The sequence below is a fragment of the Pseudomonas juntendi genome (assembly GCF_021560075.1).
GTDB classification, from domain to species: domain Bacteria; phylum Pseudomonadota; class Gammaproteobacteria; order Pseudomonadales; family Pseudomonadaceae; genus Aquipseudomonas; species Aquipseudomonas juntendi.
The window spans coordinates 3,653,912-3,671,442 of sequence record NZ_CP091088.1; the positions used below are offsets into that span (position 1 = coordinate 3,653,912).

Consider the following 17,531-nt stretch of genomic DNA (forward strand, 5'->3'; position numbering starts at 1 on the left):
TTGGGGGCAGATACAACCTCTGGGAGCAGAAAAAGTCATCATTTCTCAATGACTTGTCTGGGTTGGGGTGGCGCTGCAGGCAAGACTGGCGCGAGCCCTGTGGGAGCGGGCGTGCCCGCGAAGCAAGCTACGCGATGGATGGCACCGGCTTTGCCGGTGTTCGCGGGCATGCCCGCTCCCACAAGGGGCGCGCGCAGGGACTTAAATAGCGATGCCCTGCTCGGCCAGGAACGCGACGAAGGCCTCCTCGTCCAGCACCTTCACGCCCAGCTCGCTGGCCTTGGCCAGCTTCGATCCAGCCCCCGGCCCTGCGACCACGCACTGGGTCTTGCCCGACACCGAACCGGCCACCTTGGCGCCAAGGCTTTCCAGCTTGTCCTTGGCCACATCGCGGCTCATGCGCTCCAGGGTACCGGTCAGCACCCAGGTCTGGCCGGCCAGCGGCAAACCCTCGGCGACTTTCTTCTCGCTGGTCCAGTGCATGCCGAACGCCAGCAACTGCGCCTCGATCGCGCGCGCCAGTTTCTGGTTGGCCTCATCCTTGAAGAATTCACGCACCGCGTCCGCCTGCTTGGCCGCCAGTGCCTGGCGCAGGTCGATGCCGTCGGCAGCGATGATCTTGTCCAGGCTGTCGAGCTTGGCTACCAGTTTCTCGGCACCGGTTGGGCCTACCGAAGCGATGTCGAGCTTGGCGATCATGCCGGCCAAGCTGGTGCTGGCCGCGAATTCGGCGGCCAACTCGCCTTCGTCCTGCAGGTGCATGCCGCTGTCGAGCAACTGCTGGATAACCTTCTGGTTGTGCTCATCTTCGAAGAAGTTGTGAATCTCGTAGGCGACCTCAAGGCCAATGTCCGGCAGATACGTCAGCACCTGCGGCAAGGCCTGCTGCACGCGCGCCAGGCTGCCCAGCGAACGGGCCAGCACCTTGGCCGTCTCCTCACCCACATCCGGTATGCCCAGCGCATAGATGAAACGCGCCAGGCTCGGCCGCTTGCTGGCTTCGATGGCATCCAGCAGTTTGCGGGTGGACACCTCGGCGAAGCCTTCCAGGCCGACCACCTGCTCGAACTGCAGCTTGTACAGGTCAGCCGGCGAGCCGATCAGGCCTTCGTCCACCAACTGCTCGACGCTTTTTTCGCCAAGCCCGTCGATGTCCATGGCGCGACGCGACACATAGTGAATGATCGCCTGCTTGAGCTGCGCACCACAGGCCAGGCGGCCGACACAGCGGTACACCGCCCCTTCGCTGGTGGTCTCCTTGCCCTTGCTGCGCTTGACCAGCTGGGTGCGCTCGACTTGCGAGCCACACACCGGGCACTCGCTTGGCACGGCAACCGGGCGGGCATCGTCCGGGCGACGCTCCAGCACCACCTGCATCACCTGCGGGATCACGTCGCCGGCCCGGCGGATGATCACCGTGTCGCCAATGCGCAGGCCCAGCCGGGCGATTTCGTCCATGTTGTGCAGGGTGGCGTTGGACACGGTCACGCCCGCCACCTTGACCGGTTTCAGGCGTGCCACCGGGGTGACCGCGCCGGTACGGCCGACCTGGAACTCGACGTCCAGCACCTCGGTCAGCTCTTCCATGGCCGGGAACTTGTGGGCGATTGCCCAGCGCGGTTCACGGGCGCGGAAGCCCAGTTCACGCTGGGCGGCCAGGCTGTTGACCTTGAATACCACACCATCGATTTCATACGGCAGGCTGTTGCGCCGCTCGCCGATGTCGCGGTAGTAATCCAGGCACTCTTCGATCCCTGCCGCATGCTTGAGCTCGCGGCTGATCGGCAGGCCCCATGCCTTGAGCTGTTCAAGGATGCCGATATGGCTGTCGCCGATGCTGGCAGACAGCTGACCGACGCCGTAGCAGCAGAACTCCAGCGGGCGGCTGGCCGTAATTTTCGAATCGAGCTGGCGCAGGCTACCGGCAGCCGCGTTGCGCGGGTTGGCGAAGGTCTTGCCGCCGGCTTCGGCCTGGGCTGCATTGAGGCGGTCGAAGCCGGCCTTGCTCATGTAGACCTCGCCACGCACTTCCAGCAACGCGGGCCAGCCCTCGCCGTGCAACTTCAGCGGAATGTTGCGCACGGTGCGTACGTTGGCGCTGATATCTTCGCCAGTGGTGCCGTCGCCGCGCGTGGCACCCTGCACCAGCAGGCCATCGCGGTACAGCAGGCTAACGGCCAGGCCATCGAGCTTGGGTTCGCAGCTGTAGTCAACCGCGCCGGGCTGATCGAGGCCGTCCACCACGCGGCGGCCGAACTCACGCAGGTCGGCCTCCTCGAAGGCGTTGCCCAGGCTGAGCATGGGCACTTCATGGCGCACCTGGCTAAAGGCCGACAGGGCTGCACCGCCGACGCGCTGGGTGGGCGAGTCGGGGGTTACCAGGTGCGGGTGTTCGGCTTCCAACGCCTTGAGCTCGTTGAACAGGCGGTCGTATTCGGCGTCGGGCACACTGGGCTCGTCGAGCACGTAGTAGCGGTAGTTGTGCTGGTCGAGTTCGGCGCGCAGTTCGTGGATACGGGTTTCGGCGGTCATGGGGTTTGTCTTCTCTTGCAAAGCAAAAGAGCAGCCTGGGGCGGCGGCTGCGGTCTGGAGTAGCCATTGCCTGCCCTGGCCCTGTCGCCGGCAAGCCAGCTCCCACAGGCCCTTGTGGGAGCTGGCTTGCCGGCGACAAGGCCGGAACAGGTAACAACACCCGAACCGGCCAGCACGCCCTCAGGCTGCTCTTTCGTTGGATCTGTCAGCGCTTCTGGGTCAGCGCACGGCGCTCGAACTCGACGATGCGCTGGCGATAGTGCTCGATGGTCTGGGCGGTCAGCACGCTGCGCTGGTCGTCCTTGAGCTCACCGTTCAGTTCATGGGCCAGCTTGCGCGCGGCCGCCACCATCACGTCAAAGGCCTGCTTCGGATGACGTGGGCCAGGCAGGCCGAGGAAGAAGCTCACCGCACGGGTGCTGAAATGGTCGATGTCGTCCAGGTCGAACACACCAGGCTTGACCGCATTGGCCATGGAGAACAGCACTTCGCCGTGGCCGGCCATGCTTTCGTGGCGGTGGAAGATGTCCATTTCGCCGAAGCGCAGGCCGCTTTCAAGAATGTTCTGCAACAATGCCGGGCCCTTGAAGCCACCCTCGTCGCGGGAAATGACGCTGATGACCAGCACCTCTTCGGCCGGTGGCAGCTCCTTGACGCTGCTGCTGGCAGCGGGCGCCGGGTTGCCACGGGTATTTTCGGCGGCGAAGTCGTCGTCGCTGTCGGTGAACAGGTCGGGCTCGCGCGGCTCGGCGCTCAGGCCCAGGTCGCCCTGCTGCACATCGGCCGCGGCTGTGGCGCGCTTGCCACGCTTGCTGGCCTTGGCCGGCTTTGGCTCGCGCTCGCGGTCACGCGCCGAGGCGCTGAGCGAAGGCAGGTCGCTTTCATCCAGTTCCGGTTCTTTATGGGTATCCAGTACTCGCGACGGGCCGAGTACTTCGGCACTGCCGCCCTCTTCGTCCGGCAGGTTGGAATAACTGCGGTCCAGACGGAATTTCAACTTGCCTTTGCCGCCGCGCATGCGGCGCCAGCCGTCGAAAAGAATACCGGCAATGACAATGATGCCGATGAGGATCAGCCACTCGCGCAGACCGATTTCCATGTAATCCCGTGCCTCTATAAAAATATGCTTGAAAACAAAGGGTTCAAAGCCCTTTAACACGTGGCGCCAACTCTATGTTCTGACAGGCGTTTTACCCACGCAATAAACGAGTGACATTAAGCTAGCACGACCAAAGACAACTTTACACCGTCTGTCGCACATGACGGGGGCATTTCGTTGGAGAAAGTGCCCGCATCGTCGCACATCACGCATCGACCATGGCCATGGCGGCCTCCACATCAACTGCAACAAGACGTGAACAACCGGGTTCATGCATGGTTACCCCCATCAGTTGATCGGCCATCTCCATCGCAATCTTGTTGTGGGTGATGTAGATGAACTGCACGCTCTCACTCATTTCCTTGACCAGGCGCGCGTAGCGCCCGACGTTGGCATCGTCCAGCGGCGCATCGACTTCGTCGAGCATGCAGAACGGTGCGGGGTTCAACTTGAAGATGGCAAACACCAGCGCCAATGCGGTCAGTGCCTTTTCGCCGCCGGACAGCAGATGGATGGTGCTGTTCTTCTTGCCCGGCGGTCGCGCCATGATCGTCACCCCTGTATCGAGTAGATCTTCGCCCGTCAGTTCCAGATAAGCGCTGCCACCACCGAAAACTTTTGGGAAAAGTGCCTGTAATCCGGCATTTATCTGATCAAAGGTATCCTTGAAGCGGTTGCGGGTTTCCTTGTCGATCTTGCGAATGACGTTTTCCAGGGTCTCCAGCGCCTCCACCAGGTCGGCGTCCTGGGCATCCAGGTAGCGCTTGCGCTCGGATTGTTGCTCGTACTCCTCAATGGCGGCGAGGTTGATCGCACCCAGGCGCTGGATACGCGCCTCGAGTTGCTCCAGCGCCTGTTCGGTGCCCTGCTCGCTGGCATCGGCCTCCAGGGTGGCGAGCACCCCTTGCAGGTCGTAACCGTCGGCCAGCAGCTGCTCCTGCAGGGTCTTGCGCCGCACATCCAGGCCCTGGCACTCCAGCCGCAGCTGCTCCAGCTGGCCGCGCAACAACAGCGCCTGCTGCTCAGCCTGCGTGCGGCGCTTCTCGGCCTCGCGCAATTCGCGGTCGGCTTCGTCCATGTGCAGGCGCGCCAGGCGCATTTCCTCGTCAACACTCATGCGCAGTTCCAGCAGCGCTTCGAGCTTCAGGCGCAACTCCTCCTGTGGTGCCTCGCCCTCCTCCAGGTTCAGGCTCAGTTGCTCCTGGCGCTCGGTCAGCCTTGCTGCTTGCTGCTCCAGGCGCTCCAGAGCCTGGCGGGTGGAGTCATGCTGCGCACGCAGCGAGCCCAGCCGCACGGCCAGCTGGTGGGCGTGGTCCTTGTGCTGGCGGGCCTCCTGGCGCACCCGGTCGAGGCTTTCGCGCAGGGCGTCGCGGCGGGCCATCAATTGCTCGCGCTGCTCGGTGTCCTGGGCCATCAGCTCCACCGCCTCTTGCAGCAACAGGCGGGCTTCGCCCAGTTGTTCGTGCTCAAGGGCGCGCTGTTCTTCCAGTTCGGCCAGTTCTTCCTGCAAGCGCCGGCGGCGCAGCTCGACCTGTTCGGCGCGCGCACGGCTGGCCGAGAGGCTGGCTTTCAGTTCACCGTGCAGGCGGTTTTCTTCCTGGCTGCGGCGGCGCAGTTGCTCGCGCTGTTCTTCCAGGTCCAGCTGCTGCTCGCGCAGGGTTTGCAACTGTTGCTCAAGCTGTTCCAACGCCGCTTCCTGCTGCAGTTGTTCCTGGCCCAGGCGGTCGATTTCCTGGCCACGCGCCAGCACTCCGCCTTCGGCCTCACCGCCACGGCGCACCCGCAGGAAGTGCCGGCCAACCCAGTAGCCATCGCGGCTGACCAGGCTCTGCCCGTCGCCAAGCGCTGTGCGCTGCGCCAGCGCCTGGGCCAAGTCCTCGACAGGCATGACCTGACCCAGCCAGGGTGCCAGATCGACACCGCCTTCGACCTTTTCCAGCAGGCTGCCGGGCAACGACGCGCTGGCATCGCTGGCCTGCAGCAAGCGCAGCTCGCCTTGTTCCAAACCGGCAAAATCGAGGCCGTTGAAATCGTCCACCAGCACGGCCTGCAGGTCAGCGCCGAGCACGGTTTCTACGGCAAGCTCCCAGCCCGGTTCTACCCGCAAGCCTTCAGCCAAGCGTGGCTGTTGCTGCAGGCCCTGGCCCTGCAGCCAGTCTGCGGCGCCCGCCCCCGGCTCCAGGGCTGCCTGCTGCAACGCTTCCAAGGATGCCAGGCGGCCGCCCAGGCGCTGCAGGTCGCCCTGTGCCTGCTGCTGGGCCTGGGTAGCCTGCTGCAACTGCCCGCGCGCGCTTTCCAGACGCTCGACCACCTGTTCTTCGGAGAGCTGCAGTTCTTCCAGCAACATTTCGCTGCTGGCCAGTTGTTCGGCCAGATCCAGCAGGGTGGCGTCCTGCGGATCGCTCCCGAGTTGCTCGCGCTCTTCGCCCAGCTTGCGCTGGCGCTCAGCCTGGCGCTCCAGGCTGGCTTCCAACTGCTGCAGGCGCGCCTGCTGCACTTCGGCCTGGCGGCGCGGTTCGGCAGAGCGGCTGTTGAAGCTGTCCCACTGCTCTTGCCAGCCGTGCATGGCCAGCTCGGCCTCTTCCAGCGCCGCCGCAGCTTCTTCGGCGGCGCCCAGGGTCATTTCCTGCTCGGGTTCGAGCATGGCCAACTCTTCGCCCAGGGTCGCCAGCAAGGTGCGGTCATGCCCCAGGTGCGACTCGGTTTCCAAACGGGTGCGCTCGGCCTCCTTGAAGTCGTCCTGCAACTGGCGCAGGCGCTGCTGACCGTGCTGGATACTCTGCTCGACCCGGGCAATGTCACCGGCCACCGAATAGAAACGGCCCTGCACCTGGTTGAACCGCTCGGACAACTCGTGATGACCGTCACGCAGGCGCTCGATGCTGGCATCGGCGTTGCGCTGCTCGGCCACCAGTGCCTCGTGGGCCACGCCCTGGTCACCGATCACCGACTCGCGCTGGCGTACCCGCTCGTCCAGGTCGCGCCAGCGCAAGGCCGACAGCTGCGCTTTCAGCTGGCGCTCCTGCGCCTTGTACTCACGGTACTTTTCCGCGGCCTGGGCCTGGCGGTGCAGGCGCTCGAGCTGGCGTTCCAGTTCTTCACGCAGGTCGGTCAGGCGTGCCAGGTTTTCCTGGGTGCGGCGGATACGGTTCTCGGTTTCGCGGCGGCGCTCCTTGTATTTGGAGATGCCGGCGGCTTCCTCGATGAAATTGCGCAACTCTTCGGGCTTGGCCTCGATCAGCTTGGAGATCATGCCCTGTTCGATGATCGAGTAGCTGCGCGGCCCCAGCCCGGTGCCGAGGAAAATGTCGGTGATGTCGCGCCGGCGGCACTTGGTGCCGTTCAGGTAGTAGCTGTTCTGCCCGTCGCGGGTGACCTTGCGGCGGATGGAAATTTCGGCGTACGCGGCATACTCGCCGACCAGGGTGGTTTCGCTGTTGTCGAAGACCAGCTCGATGCTGGCCTGGCTGACCGGTTTGCGCCCACTGGAGCCGTTGAAGATGACGTCGGTCATCGATTCGCCGCGCAGGTTCTTCGCCGAGCTCTCGCCCATCACCCAGCGCACCGCGTCGATGATGTTGGATTTGCCGCAGCCGTTGGGGCCGACCACGGCCGCCATGTTGCTGGGGAAATTGACCGTGGTCGGGTCGACGAACGACTTGAAGCCGGCCAGGCGAATGCATTTGAGGCGCATCGGTCAGCCTCGGGCCAGTGCCGCCAGCACCAGTTCGCAGCTGCGCTGGCAGTAAGCGGTAAGCACCTCGCGAATGTGCGGCAGGTCACGGGCGACTACCGCTTCGAGCAGGCGGGCGAACAGGTCGAGGTAATCGATCATGTTGGCCTGGCGTTGGTCCAGCGCCAGATAATAGGCACGGCTCATGGCCGGCTGCAGGTTTTCCACGGTTTCCTGCAAGAAAGGGTTATCGGCAAACGGATAGGCGGCGCGCATCACCGCGAAGCTGTCACCGACGAAAGCCTTGATGTCCAGCCGGTCGTGGGCGCGCTGCAGCCGCTGCTGAATCTCCAGAAACGGGCGCAGGTCGGCTTCGGTGCGCCATTTTTGTGCAACCGCATTGCCCAGCAGGATATAGAACTCGCCCATCAGCGCGCACAGGCTGCGCACGCTGCGTTCGTCCAGCTCGGTGACATGGGCACCGCGGCGCGGCAAGATCGCCACCAGGTGGCGGCGTTCGAGAATCAGCAACGCCTCGCGCACAGAACCGCGGCTGACATTGAGTGCCTGCGTAACCTTTTGCTCCTGAATGCGCTCGCCGGGCGCCAGCTCGCCGCGGATAATGCGTTCGGCCAGGTAATCGGCAATCTGCTCGGAGAGGCTGTCCGGGGCCTTGAACGTCATGGTTTTCCTTCAAAATCATTGAACTGGGCACAAGGGGCGAAGTGTAGCGCACTTGACCATTGGTCGCGCAGAGGGGGCAGGCGGTTTATTTGACCCAGCAGACAACCGCGGGCCCGGCGCGATCTATGCTTGCAATATGGGCAATGAACAGGGTTGGGCGAGACCACGCGCAATTTCTTGACCTTTGGGTCAGAAAAATATTGACCTGCTGGACAGGTGTTGCTTAGAGTCCGCCCAACAACAATAAAACCATTGCGAGGCTATCCCCGTGATCCAGTTTCTCGTCAATCAGGAGCTGCGTAGTGAGCACGCCCTGGACCCTAACATGACGGTGCTGCAGTACCTGCGCGAGCACCTGGGCAAACCCGGCACCAAGGAAGGCTGCGCCAGCGGTGACTGCGGCGCCTGCACCGTGGTGGTCGGTGAACTGACCCAGGACGCACAGGGCAACGACAGCCTGCGCTACCGCAGCCTCAATTCGTGCCTGACCTTCGTCTCGTCGCTGCATGGCAAGCAACTGATCAGCGTCGAGGGCCTCAAGCACCAGGGCCAGCTGCACAGCGTGCAGCAAGCCATGGCCGACTGCCATGGGTCGCAATGCGGGTTCTGCACACCCGGCTTCGTGATGTCGCTGTTTGCCCTGCAAAAGAACAGCGACGGCGCAGACCTGCACCAGGCCCAGGAGGCCCTGGCCGGCAACCTGTGCCGCTGCACCGGCTACCGGCCGATCCTCGACGCCGCCGAGCAGAGCTGCCGCCAGCCTTGCCGCGACCAGTTCGATGCCCAGCAGGCACATACCATCAGCCGCCTGAAGGCCATTGCCCCCACCCAGACCGGTGAACTGAACAGCGGCGACAAGCGCTGCCTGGTGCCACTGACCGTGGCGGATCTTGCCGAATTGTACAGCTCGCACCCAGAGGCGCGGTTGCTGGCCGGCGGTACCGACCTGGCCCTGGAAGTCACCCAGTTCCACAAGACCCTGCCGGTGATGATCTACGTGGGCCACGTCGCCGAACTCAAACGCATCGAGAAAACCGCCAGCCACCTGGAAATCGGCGCCGCAACCCCGCTCACCGACTGCTACGGCGCCCTGAACGACGAGTACCCCGACTTCGGCGCCCTGCTGCACCGCTTCGCCTCGCTGCAGATCCGCAACCAGGGCACCCTCGGTGGCAACATTGGCAATGCCTCACCGATTGGCGACTCGCCACCCCTGCTGATCGCCCTGGATGCGCAGGTGGTGCTGCGCCAGGGTGAGCGTCAACGGGTGATGCCGCTGGAGGACTACTTCATCGACTACCGCATCACTGCCCGCCAGGACAGCGAGTTCATCGAGAAGATCATCGTGCCACGCGCCAGCCGCGACTGGGCGTTCCGTGCCTACAAGGTATCCAAGCGCCTGGACGACGACATCTCCGCCGTGTGCGGCGCTTTCAACCTGAGCATCGAGGACGGGGTGGTCAGCGGTGTGCGCATCGCCTTCGGCGGCATGGCAGCGATACCCAAGCGCGCGCGCGCCTGCGAAGCCGCGCTGCGCGGCAAACCCTGGAACGCGGCGGCCATCGAGCGTGCCTGCCAGGCCCTGGCCGAAGACTTCACCCCGCTCAGCGACTTCCGCGCCAGCAAGGAATACCGCCTGCTGACTGCACAGAACCTGCTGCGCAAGTACTTCATCGAACAGCAATCGCCGCACATCGAAACCCGGGTGACCGCTTATGTCTAACCACCATGTAGCCAAGAGCCAGGCCGAGATGGCCGAACTGTTCAGCCAGCACCTGACCACCGGGGTTGGCCGCAGCGTCAAGCACGACAGCGCCGACAAACATGTCTCCGGCGAGGCGCTGTACATCGACGACCGCCTGGAATTCCCCAACCAGCTGCACGTCTATGCCCGCACCGCCGACCGTGCCCATGCGCGCATCCTGCGCATCGACACCACGCCGTGCTATGCCTTCGAGGGCGTGCGCATCGCCATCACCCACGAAGACATCCCTGGCCTGAAAGACATCGGCCCGGTGGTGGCGGGTGACCCGCTGCTGGCTATCGACAAGGTCGAGTTCTTCGGCCAGCCGGTGCTGGCCGTGGCTGCACGCGACCTGGACACCGCACGCAAGGCGGCCATGGCCGCAATCGTCGAGTACGAGGACCTGGAGCCGGTGCTGGACGTGGTCGACGCGCTGCGCAAGCGGCACTTCGTGCTCGACAGCCACACCCACCAGCGCGGCGACTCCGCCAGCGCCTTGGCCAGCGCCCCGCACCGCCTCCAGGGCACCCTGCACATCGGTGGCCAGGAGCATTTCTACCTGGAAACGCAGATTTCCTCGGTGATGCCTACCGAAGATGGCGGCATGATCGTCTACTGCTCCACGCAGAACCCCACCGAAGTGCAGAAGCTGGTCGCCGAAGTACTCGACGTGCCGATGAACAAGGTGGTGCTGGACATGCGCCGCATGGGCGGCGGCTTTGGCGGCAAGGAAACCCAGGCCGCCAGCCCGGCCTGCCTGTGCGCGGTGGTGGCGCGCCTGACCGGCCAGCCGACCAAGATGCGCCTCCCGCGGGTCGAAGACATGACCATGACCGGCAAGCGCCACCCGTTCTACGTCGAGTACGACGTGGGCTTCGATGAGAATGGGCGCCTGCATGGCATCAATCTGGACCTGGCCGGCAACTGTGGCTATTCGCCCGACCTGTCTGGCTCGATCGTCGACCGCGCCATGTTCCACTCCGACAATGCCTACTACCTGGGCGATGCCACGGTGCATGGTCACCGCTGCAAGACCAACACCGCCTCCAACACGGCGTACCGCGGCTTTGGCGGCCCGCAGGGCATGGTTGCCATCGAACAGGTGATGGACCATATCGCCCGCCACCTGGGCCGTGACCCCCTGGCGGTGCGCAAGGCCAACTACTACGGCAAGACCGAACGCAACGTCACCCATTACTACCAGACCGTCGAGCACAATATGCTCGAAGAGATGACCGCCGAGCTGGAAGCCAGCAGCGACTACGCCGAGCGCCGCGAGTCGATCCGCCGCTTCAACGCCAACAGCCCGGTGCTGAAGAAAGGCCTGGCCCTGACCCCGGTCAAATTCGGCATTTCGTTCACCGCCACCTTCCTCAACCAGGCCGGTGCGCTGATCCACATCTACACCGATGGCAGCATCCACCTGAACCATGGCGGCACCGAAATGGGCCAGGGCCTGAACACCAAGGTGGCGCAGGTGGTGGCACAGATCTTCCAGGTGGATTTCAGCCGTATCCAGATCACCGCCACCAATACCGACAAAGTGCCCAACACCTCGCCCACGGCCGCCTCGAGCGGTGCCGACCTGAACGGCAAGGCGGCGCAGAACGCGGCCGAGATCCTCAAGAAGCGCCTGACCGAGTTTGCCGCACGGCACTACCAGGTGACCGAGGAAGACGTCGAGTTCCGCAACGGCCATGTGCGGGTGCGCGATCAGATCGTCAGTTTCGAGCAGCTGGTGCAGCAGGCCTACTTTGCCCAGGTGTCGCTGTCCAGCACGGGCTTCTATCGCACGCCGAAGATCTACTACGACCGCAGCCAGGCCCGTGGCCGGCCGTTCTACTACTTCGCCTTCGGCGCTGCCTGTGTGGAGGTGATCGTCGACACCCTGACGGGTGAATACAAGATGTTGCGCGCCGATATCCTGCACGATGTCGGTGACTCGCTGAACCCGGCCATCGACATTGGCCAGGTAGAGGGCGGTTTCATCCAGGGCATGGGCTGGCTGACCACCGAGGAACTGGTGTGGAACGCCAAGGGCAAGCTGATGACCAACGGCCCGGCCAGCTACAAGATTCCGGCAGTGGCTGACATGCCACTGGACCTGCGCGTGAAGCTGGTGGAAAACCGCAAGAACCCGGAAGACACCGTGTTCCACTCCAAGGCCGTGGGCGAGCCGCCGTTCATGCTCGGCATTGCCGCCTGGTGCGCGATCAAGGATGCCGTGGCGAGCCTTGCCGACTACCGCGTGCAGCCGAACATCGACGCGCCGGCAACGCCGGAGCGGGTGTTGTGGGGGTGTGAGCAGATGCGAAAGGCGGTGGCCCAGCAGCAACCGTCTGAACAGGAATTGGAAACCGTCACCCACTGACAACGCAAGGCCCTGTAGGAGCGGCCTTGTGTCGCGAAAGGGTCGCGAAGCGGCCCCAAGATCTTGGCTACTGCATAGATTGTCGGGGCTGCGGTGCAGCCCTTTCGCGACACGAGGCCGCTCCTACAAGGGGGCCGTGTCGATCTTTAGAGAGGTTGCATCATGCACCAATGGATCAACGCCCTCGCCGACCACCAGGCCCGTGGCGAAGCCTGCGTACTGGTGACCATCATCGAGGAACGCGGCTCGACCCCGCGCAATGCCGGCTCGAAGATGGTGGTCAGCGCCAGCGGCCTGTTCGACACCATCGGCGGTGGCCACCTGGAATACAAGGCCCTGCACATCGCCCGGCAAATGCTTGAAGCACAACGCACCACGCCGCACCTGGAACGCTTCAGCCTCGGCGCCAGCCTGGGCCAGTGCTGCGGCGGCGTCACCGTGCTGCTGTTCGAACCCATGGCTGCCGTGCAGGCGCACATCGCCGTGTTCGGCGCGGGCCATGTCGGCCGCGCTCTGGTACCCTTGCTCGCCGCCCTGCCCTGCCGGGTGCGCTGGGTCGACTCGCGTGAACAGGAATTCCCCGAATTCATCCCCAACGGGGTGACCAAGGTGGTCAGTGAAGAGCCGGTCGACGAAGTGGCACAGCTGCCACCCGGTTGCTACTGCATCGTCATGACCCACAACCATCAGCTCGACTTGGAACTGACCGCCGCCATTCTCAAGCGCAACGACTTCACCTGGTTCGGCCTGATTGGCTCGAAGACCAAACGGGTCAAGTTCGAGCACCGCCTGCGCGAGCGGGGCTACGACGACGCGCTGCTGGCGCGCATGCGCTGCCCGATGGGCCTGGCCGAGGTCAAGGGCAAGCTGCCCATCGAGATCGCGGTGTCCATTGCCGGCGAAATCATCGCCACCTACAACGCCTGCTTTGGCCAGCACGACGCTGCCGCCAATGCCGGCCCCATTGCCCAGTTGCTGCCGCCCTCCCGGCGCAGCCAAGCCCTTTGACGAGTGAGTTATGACCGTTACCCGCAAAGCCTACCGTGCCGCCATCCTGCACAGCATCGCTGACCCGGCCGAGGTGGGCCTGGAGGCATCCCATGAATACTACGAAGACGGCCTGCTGGTCGTCGACGATGGCCGCATCAGCGCCGTTGGCCACGCCAGCGAGCTACTGCCAACCCTGGCCGCCGACTTTCCGGTCGAGCACTACCAGGACGCACTGATCACCCCGGGTTTCATCGATACCCACATCCACTTCCCGCAAACCGGCATGATCGGTTCCTACGGCGAGCAGTTGCTGGACTGGCTGAACACCTACACCTTCCCGTGCGAAAAGCAGTTTGCCGACAAGGCCCACGCCGACCAGGTGGCGAAGATCTTCCTCAAGGAACTGCTGCGCAACGGCACCACCACCGCATTGGTATTCGGCAGCGTGCACCCGGAATCGGTGAATGCCCTGTTCGAAGAGGCCGAGCGCCTGGACCTGCGGCTGATCGCCGGCAAGGTGATGATGGACCGCAACGCCCCGGACTACCTGACCGACACTGCCGAGTCCGGTTATGCCGAAAGCAAGGCGCTGATCGAACGCTGGCACGGCAAGGGCCGCCTGCACTACGCCGTCACCCCGCGGTTCGCACCGACCAGCACGCCTGAACAGTTGACCCTGGCCGGCCAGTTGCTCAAGGAGCACCCGGGCGTGTACATGCACACGCACCTGTCGGAAAACCTCAAGGAAATCGACTGGGTCAAGTCGCTGTTCCCTGAGCAGAAGGGTTACCTGGACGTCTATGACCACTTCGAGCTGCTGGGCGAGCGCTCGGTATTCGCCCACGGCGTGCACCTGTGCGACGACGAGTGCCAGCGCTTGGCCGAAACTGGCTCGGCCGTGGCCTTCTGCCCCACCTCCAACCTGTTCCTCGGCAGCGGCCTGTTCAACCTGCCGCAAGCCGAGCGCTTCAAGGTCAATGTGGGCCTGGGCACCGACGTCGGCGCCGGGACCAGCTTCTCGCTGCTCAACACCCTGAACGAGGCGTACAAGGTGATGCAGCTGCAAGGCGCGCGCCTGCACCCGTTCAAGTCACTGTACCTGGCCACCCTCGGCGGCGCCCGTGCGCTGCGCCTGGACGACCGCATCGGCAGCCTGCGCCCCGGCAACGATGCCGACTTCGTAGTGCTGGACTACAAGGCCACGCCGCTACTGGACTACCGCATCCAGCAGTCCAACAGCATCGAAGAAACCCTGTTCGTGCTCACCACCCTGGGCGACGACCGTACCGTGCGTGAAACCTACGCTGCCGGGCGTTGCGTGCACCAACGCTAGCCGCCAAAGCCCTGGTAGGAGCGGCCTTGTGTCGCGATGGGCTGCAAAGCAGCCCCAGGGGTGAGCGTAAATGCACACCCCTGGGGCCAACCAGGCAAACGATCAGCCTTTGACGGAAACCTTGGGCTTTTTCAGCAAATGCGAGAACACCGCATGCAGGTCGTCCGAGGCGCTTTCCTCGTCCAGGTTCAGCTTGCTGTCGATGTGGTCCATGTGGTGCATCATCAGGCTCACCGCCTGCTGGGCGTCGCGCGCCTCGATGGCATCGATCAGTTGCATGTGCTCGTCATACGAGCAGTGCGAACGCGTGCCGCTTTCGTACTGGGCAATGATCAGCGAGGTCTGCGACACCAGGCTGCGCTGGAAGCTGACCAGCGGCGCATTGCCCGCTGCCTCGGCCAACTTGAGGTGAAACTCGCCGGACAGGCGGATACCGGCACCACGGTCGCCGCGCGAGAAGCTGTCACGCTCCTCACGCACCATCTGCCGCAGCTCGTTCAGTTGCTCGGCGGTAGCATGCTGCACGGCCAGTTCGGTAATGGCCCGTTCTACCATGCGCCGCGAGAAGAACACCTGGCGCGCCTCTTCAACGGTCGGGCTGGCCACCACAGCACCGCGGTTGGGCCGCAGCAAGACCACGCTCTCGTGAGCCAGCCGCGACAGGGCGCGGCGGATGATGGTGCGGCTGACGCCGAAGATTTCGCCCAGCGCTTCCTCGCTCAACTTGGTGCCCGGGGCCAGCCGCTGTTCAAGAATCGCCTCGAAAATATGCGCGTAGACGATGTCGTCCTGGGTACCGCTGCGGCCGGCCTTGCCGACCCGTGCAGGTTTCTTCAGAGGTTGCAGCTGTTCGTTCATGGGCTCTCGAGGCACGAAGAGAAAGTATGGCGCCATTGTACACAGGCTGAGGCGATTCCGCAGGGGGCGTTTTCGCTATATAGCCGTTGTACGACGCATTGCGCACACAAAACATAAAACATTATTTGCATTCTTTGTACACAAAAGCATAATCCATCGAGCAACTTCTTGACCCATAAGTCAACAAAACGGTCGGACGTCTGCCTCACCTCGCGGGGTCACCAAGTGCATGGCGCAGGAACTGGCCCCCACAACAACAAGAAAGACTTGAGGAGTACACGCTGTGGAAAGCCGCAAATCCGAAGCCCCTACGCTGGATCTTGCCCCGCCGCTCGAAACGAGTTGGCTGGAGCGGATTTTCAAACTCAAGCAACACGGCAGCACTGTCAGAACCGAACTGATCGCCGGGGTGACCACCTTCATCACCATGGCCTACATCATCTTCGTCAACCCCAACATCATGGCCGACGCCGGCATCGACCATGGCGCCGCCTTCGTCGCCACCTGCATCGCCGCGGCGCTGGGTTGCCTGCTGATGGGCCTGTACGCCAACTGGCCAGTGGGCCTGGCGCCGGGCATGGGGCTCAACGCCTTTTTCACCTACACCGTGGTCGGCACCATGGGTTACAACTGGGAGACCGCGCTGGGGGCCGTTTTCGTTTCGGGCGTGCTATTCATGTTCCTGACCTTGTCGAAAGTGCGCGAATGGCTGCTCAACAGCATCCCGGTGAGCCTGCGCCATGCCATGGGGGCCGGCGTCGGATTGTTTCTCGGGCTGATCGGCCTGAAAACCGCCGGCATCATCGTCGACAGCCCCGCCACCCTGATCAAGCTGGGCTCGTTGCATGAGCCAGGGCCACTGCTGGCGGCGGTGTGCTTCCTGCTGATCGCCATCCTCAGCTACAAGCGCGTGTTCGGCGCGATCCTGATCAGCATCATCGGCGTGACCCTGGCCGGCTGGGGCCTGGGCCTGGTGAAATTTGGCGGGGTGATGTCGATGCCGCCGAGCCTGGCACCGACCTGGATGGCGATGGACGTGGCGGGCGTGTTCAACGTCAGCATGATCAGCGTGGTGCTGGCGTTCCTGTTCGTGCACATGTTCGATACGGCCGGCACGCTGATGGGTGTGGCCCAGCGGGCGAATCTGGTAGCACCGGACGGGCGTATCGAGAACCTGTCGCGGGCGTTGAAGGCCGACAGTGCATCGAGTGTGTTCGGTGCGGTGGTGGGTGTACCGCCGGTGACCAGCTATGTGGAAAGTGCTGCCGGGGTTGCGGCAGGTGGCCGCACCGGCCTGACGGCGGTGGTGGTCGGTTTGCTGTTCGTCGCGGCAATGTTCTTCGCCCCGCTGGCCGGGATGATTCCGGCTTACGCCACAGCAGGTGCGCTGATCTACGTGGCCATGCTGATGATGGGCAGCATGGCGCACATCCATTGGGACGAGGCTACCGACAGCATTCCGGCGATCGTCACGGTGATCATGATGCCGTTGACCTTCTCGGTCGCCGATGGCATCGCCCTGGGCTTCATCAGCTATGTGGCATTGAAGGCAGGTACCGGCAAGTACAAGGAAATCTCCGCCAGCCTGTGGGTGCTGTGCGCGATCTTCATTGCCAAGTTCGTGTTCCTCTGAACCTCCCCGTACCCACCAAGGGCGCCTCGGCGCCCTTTCTTCGTTGCTGCAGGCTGTGCCGGCCTTTGCGCGGATAAAGGTCGGCACAGCCAGTACAAAAACACCAGACGAAAAAAAGCCCGCCAGTGTGAGAGCGGGCCAAAGGACCTACGAAGATTCTTCTAGCGACCAACTAGCTTCCACGGTAGGTCGAATAGCTGTACGGCGAAATCAACAGCGGCACGTGGTAGTGCTCCTGCTGCTCGTCGATGCCAAAGCGCAGCACCACAACATCCAGGAACGCCTGGGCCGGCAGTTGCACACCGCGGGCGCGGTAGTAGTCGCCTGCGCTGAACTGCAGCTGGTAGACGCCAGTGCGGTAGTCGTCGCCTTGCAACAGCGGCGCGTCGACGCGGCCATCGCTGTTGGTCAGGGCGGTGTTCACCAGCTCCAGTTGCTGGCCTTCGACACGGTACAGCTCGACCTTGATCGAGCTGCCCGGGCAGCCATGCGCGGCATCCAGTACGTGTGTGGTCAAACGTCCCATTGCGTGTCGCCTCTTGTTCAATCTGTGGGCAAGAAATACTCGCCAGCGCACCCAAACAGGGCCTGCGGCAGGCGCGAATGACGCTATT

Annotated in this window: 11 protein-coding genes; 5 read left to right on the top strand and 6 right to left on the bottom strand. The window is 63.7% G+C overall.

Features of this window, described 5'->3' with window-relative positions; all coding sequences use genetic code 11:
• Positions 1 to 201: 201 nt before the first annotated feature.
• From ligA to L1P09_RS16975, 4 genes are all read right to left on the bottom strand, one after another.
• The gene (gene ligA, locus L1P09_RS16960; RefSeq protein ID WP_054881418.1) at positions 202 to 2,532 is read right to left on the bottom strand and encodes an NAD-dependent DNA ligase LigA; all 2,331 of its coding nucleotides are present in this window, start codon (positions 2,530 to 2,532) and stop codon (positions 202 to 204) included.
• Between the two features lie 205 nt (positions 2,533 to 2,737).
• Positions 2,738 to 3,631, bottom strand: coding sequence for a cell division protein ZipA (zipA, locus tag L1P09_RS16965; protein ID WP_054881417.1), 894 nt, complete (start codon positions 3,629 to 3,631; stop codon positions 2,738 to 2,740).
• Positions 3,632 to 3,836: 205 nt separating this feature from the next.
• On the bottom strand, positions 3,837 to 7,325 hold the full coding sequence (gene smc / locus L1P09_RS16970) for a chromosome segregation protein SMC (protein WP_232892869.1): 3,489 nt from the start codon (positions 7,323 to 7,325) through the stop codon (positions 3,837 to 3,839).
• 3 nt (positions 7,326 to 7,328) lie between these two features.
• Complete coding sequence (locus tag L1P09_RS16975) at positions 7,329 to 7,988, bottom strand: GntR family transcriptional regulator (protein WP_009683923.1); 660 nt, start codon at positions 7,986 to 7,988, stop codon at positions 7,329 to 7,331.
• 268 nt (positions 7,989 to 8,256) lie between these two features.
• On the opposite strand from L1P09_RS16975, the gene xdhA reads away from it, so the two are divergent.
• The 4 genes from xdhA to guaD all read left to right on the top strand — a co-directional run bounded on the left by xdhA (position 8,257) and on the right by guaD (position 14,426).
• The gene (xdhA, locus tag L1P09_RS16980; protein ID WP_054890191.1) at positions 8,257 to 9,711 is read left to right on the top strand and encodes a xanthine dehydrogenase small subunit; all 1,455 of its coding nucleotides are present in this window, start codon (positions 8,257 to 8,259) and stop codon (positions 9,709 to 9,711) included.
• Positions 9,704 to 12,103: a xanthine dehydrogenase molybdopterin binding subunit gene (xdhB, locus tag L1P09_RS16985; RefSeq protein WP_054881414.1), complete on the top strand. Its 2,400-nt coding sequence runs from the start codon at positions 9,704 to 9,706 to the stop codon at positions 12,101 to 12,103. Before xdhA ends, xdhB begins: the two co-directional genes overlap by 8 nt.
• Positions 12,104 to 12,265: 162 nt before the next feature.
• Entirely contained in the window at positions 12,266 to 13,111 is an 846-nt protein-coding gene (gene xdhC / locus L1P09_RS16990; protein ID WP_054881413.1) for a xanthine dehydrogenase accessory protein XdhC, read from the top strand.
• 10 nt (positions 13,112 to 13,121) lie between these two features.
• Positions 13,122 to 14,426 (top strand): guanine deaminase, encoded by a 1,305-nt coding sequence (gene guaD, locus L1P09_RS16995; RefSeq protein WP_009683927.1) that lies wholly within the window; start codon positions 13,122 to 13,124, stop codon positions 14,424 to 14,426.
• Positions 14,427 to 14,528: 102 nt separating this feature from the next.
• Here the strand turns inward: guaD and L1P09_RS17000 are convergent, their stop codons facing one another.
• Positions 14,529 to 15,284, bottom strand: a complete 756-nt coding sequence (locus L1P09_RS17000; protein ID WP_054890194.1) for a GntR family transcriptional regulator — start codon at positions 15,282 to 15,284, stop codon at positions 14,529 to 14,531.
• A gap of 283 nt (positions 15,285 to 15,567) precedes the next feature.
• On the opposite strand from L1P09_RS17000, the gene L1P09_RS17005 reads away from it, so the two are divergent.
• Positions 15,568 to 16,917: an NCS2 family permease gene (locus L1P09_RS17005; RefSeq protein ID WP_054881410.1), complete on the top strand. Its 1,350-nt coding sequence runs from the start codon at positions 15,568 to 15,570 to the stop codon at positions 16,915 to 16,917.
• 172 nt (positions 16,918 to 17,089) lie between these two features.
• On the opposite strand, the gene uraH is transcribed toward L1P09_RS17005, so the two are convergent.
• The gene (gene uraH / locus L1P09_RS17010; protein ID WP_003259496.1) at positions 17,090 to 17,443 is read right to left on the bottom strand and encodes a hydroxyisourate hydrolase; all 354 of its coding nucleotides are present in this window, start codon (positions 17,441 to 17,443) and stop codon (positions 17,090 to 17,092) included.
• Positions 17,444 to 17,531 lie beyond the last annotated feature (88 nt).

Bases quoted from the DNA above. Each gene is read 5' to 3' on its own strand.
- smc (WP_232892869.1), bottom strand. From the start codon at position 7,325: ATGCGCCTCAAATGCATTCGCCTGGCCGGCTTCAAGTCGTTCGTCGAC.
- L1P09_RS16975 (WP_009683923.1), bottom strand. From the start codon at position 7,988: ATGACGTTCAAGGCCCCGGACAGCCTCTCCGAGCAGATTGCCGATTAC.
- xdhC (WP_054881413.1), top strand. From the start codon at position 12,266: ATGCACCAATGGATCAACGCCCTCGCCGACCACCAGGCCCGTGGCGAA.
- ligA (WP_054881418.1), bottom strand. From the start codon at position 2,532: ATGACCGCCGAAACCCGTATCCACGAACTGCGCGCCGAACTCGACCAG.
- guaD (WP_009683927.1), top strand. From the start codon at position 13,122: ATGACCGTTACCCGCAAAGCCTACCGTGCCGCCATCCTGCACAGCATC.
- uraH (WP_003259496.1), bottom strand. From the start codon at position 17,443: ATGGGACGTTTGACCACACACGTACTGGATGCCGCGCATGGCTGCCCG.
- xdhB (WP_054881414.1), top strand. From the start codon at position 9,704: ATGTCTAACCACCATGTAGCCAAGAGCCAGGCCGAGATGGCCGAACTG.
- zipA (WP_054881417.1), bottom strand. From the start codon at position 3,631: ATGGAAATCGGTCTGCGCGAGTGGCTGATCCTCATCGGCATCATTGTC.
- L1P09_RS17000 (WP_054890194.1), bottom strand. From the start codon at position 15,284: ATGAACGAACAGCTGCAACCTCTGAAGAAACCTGCACGGGTCGGCAAG.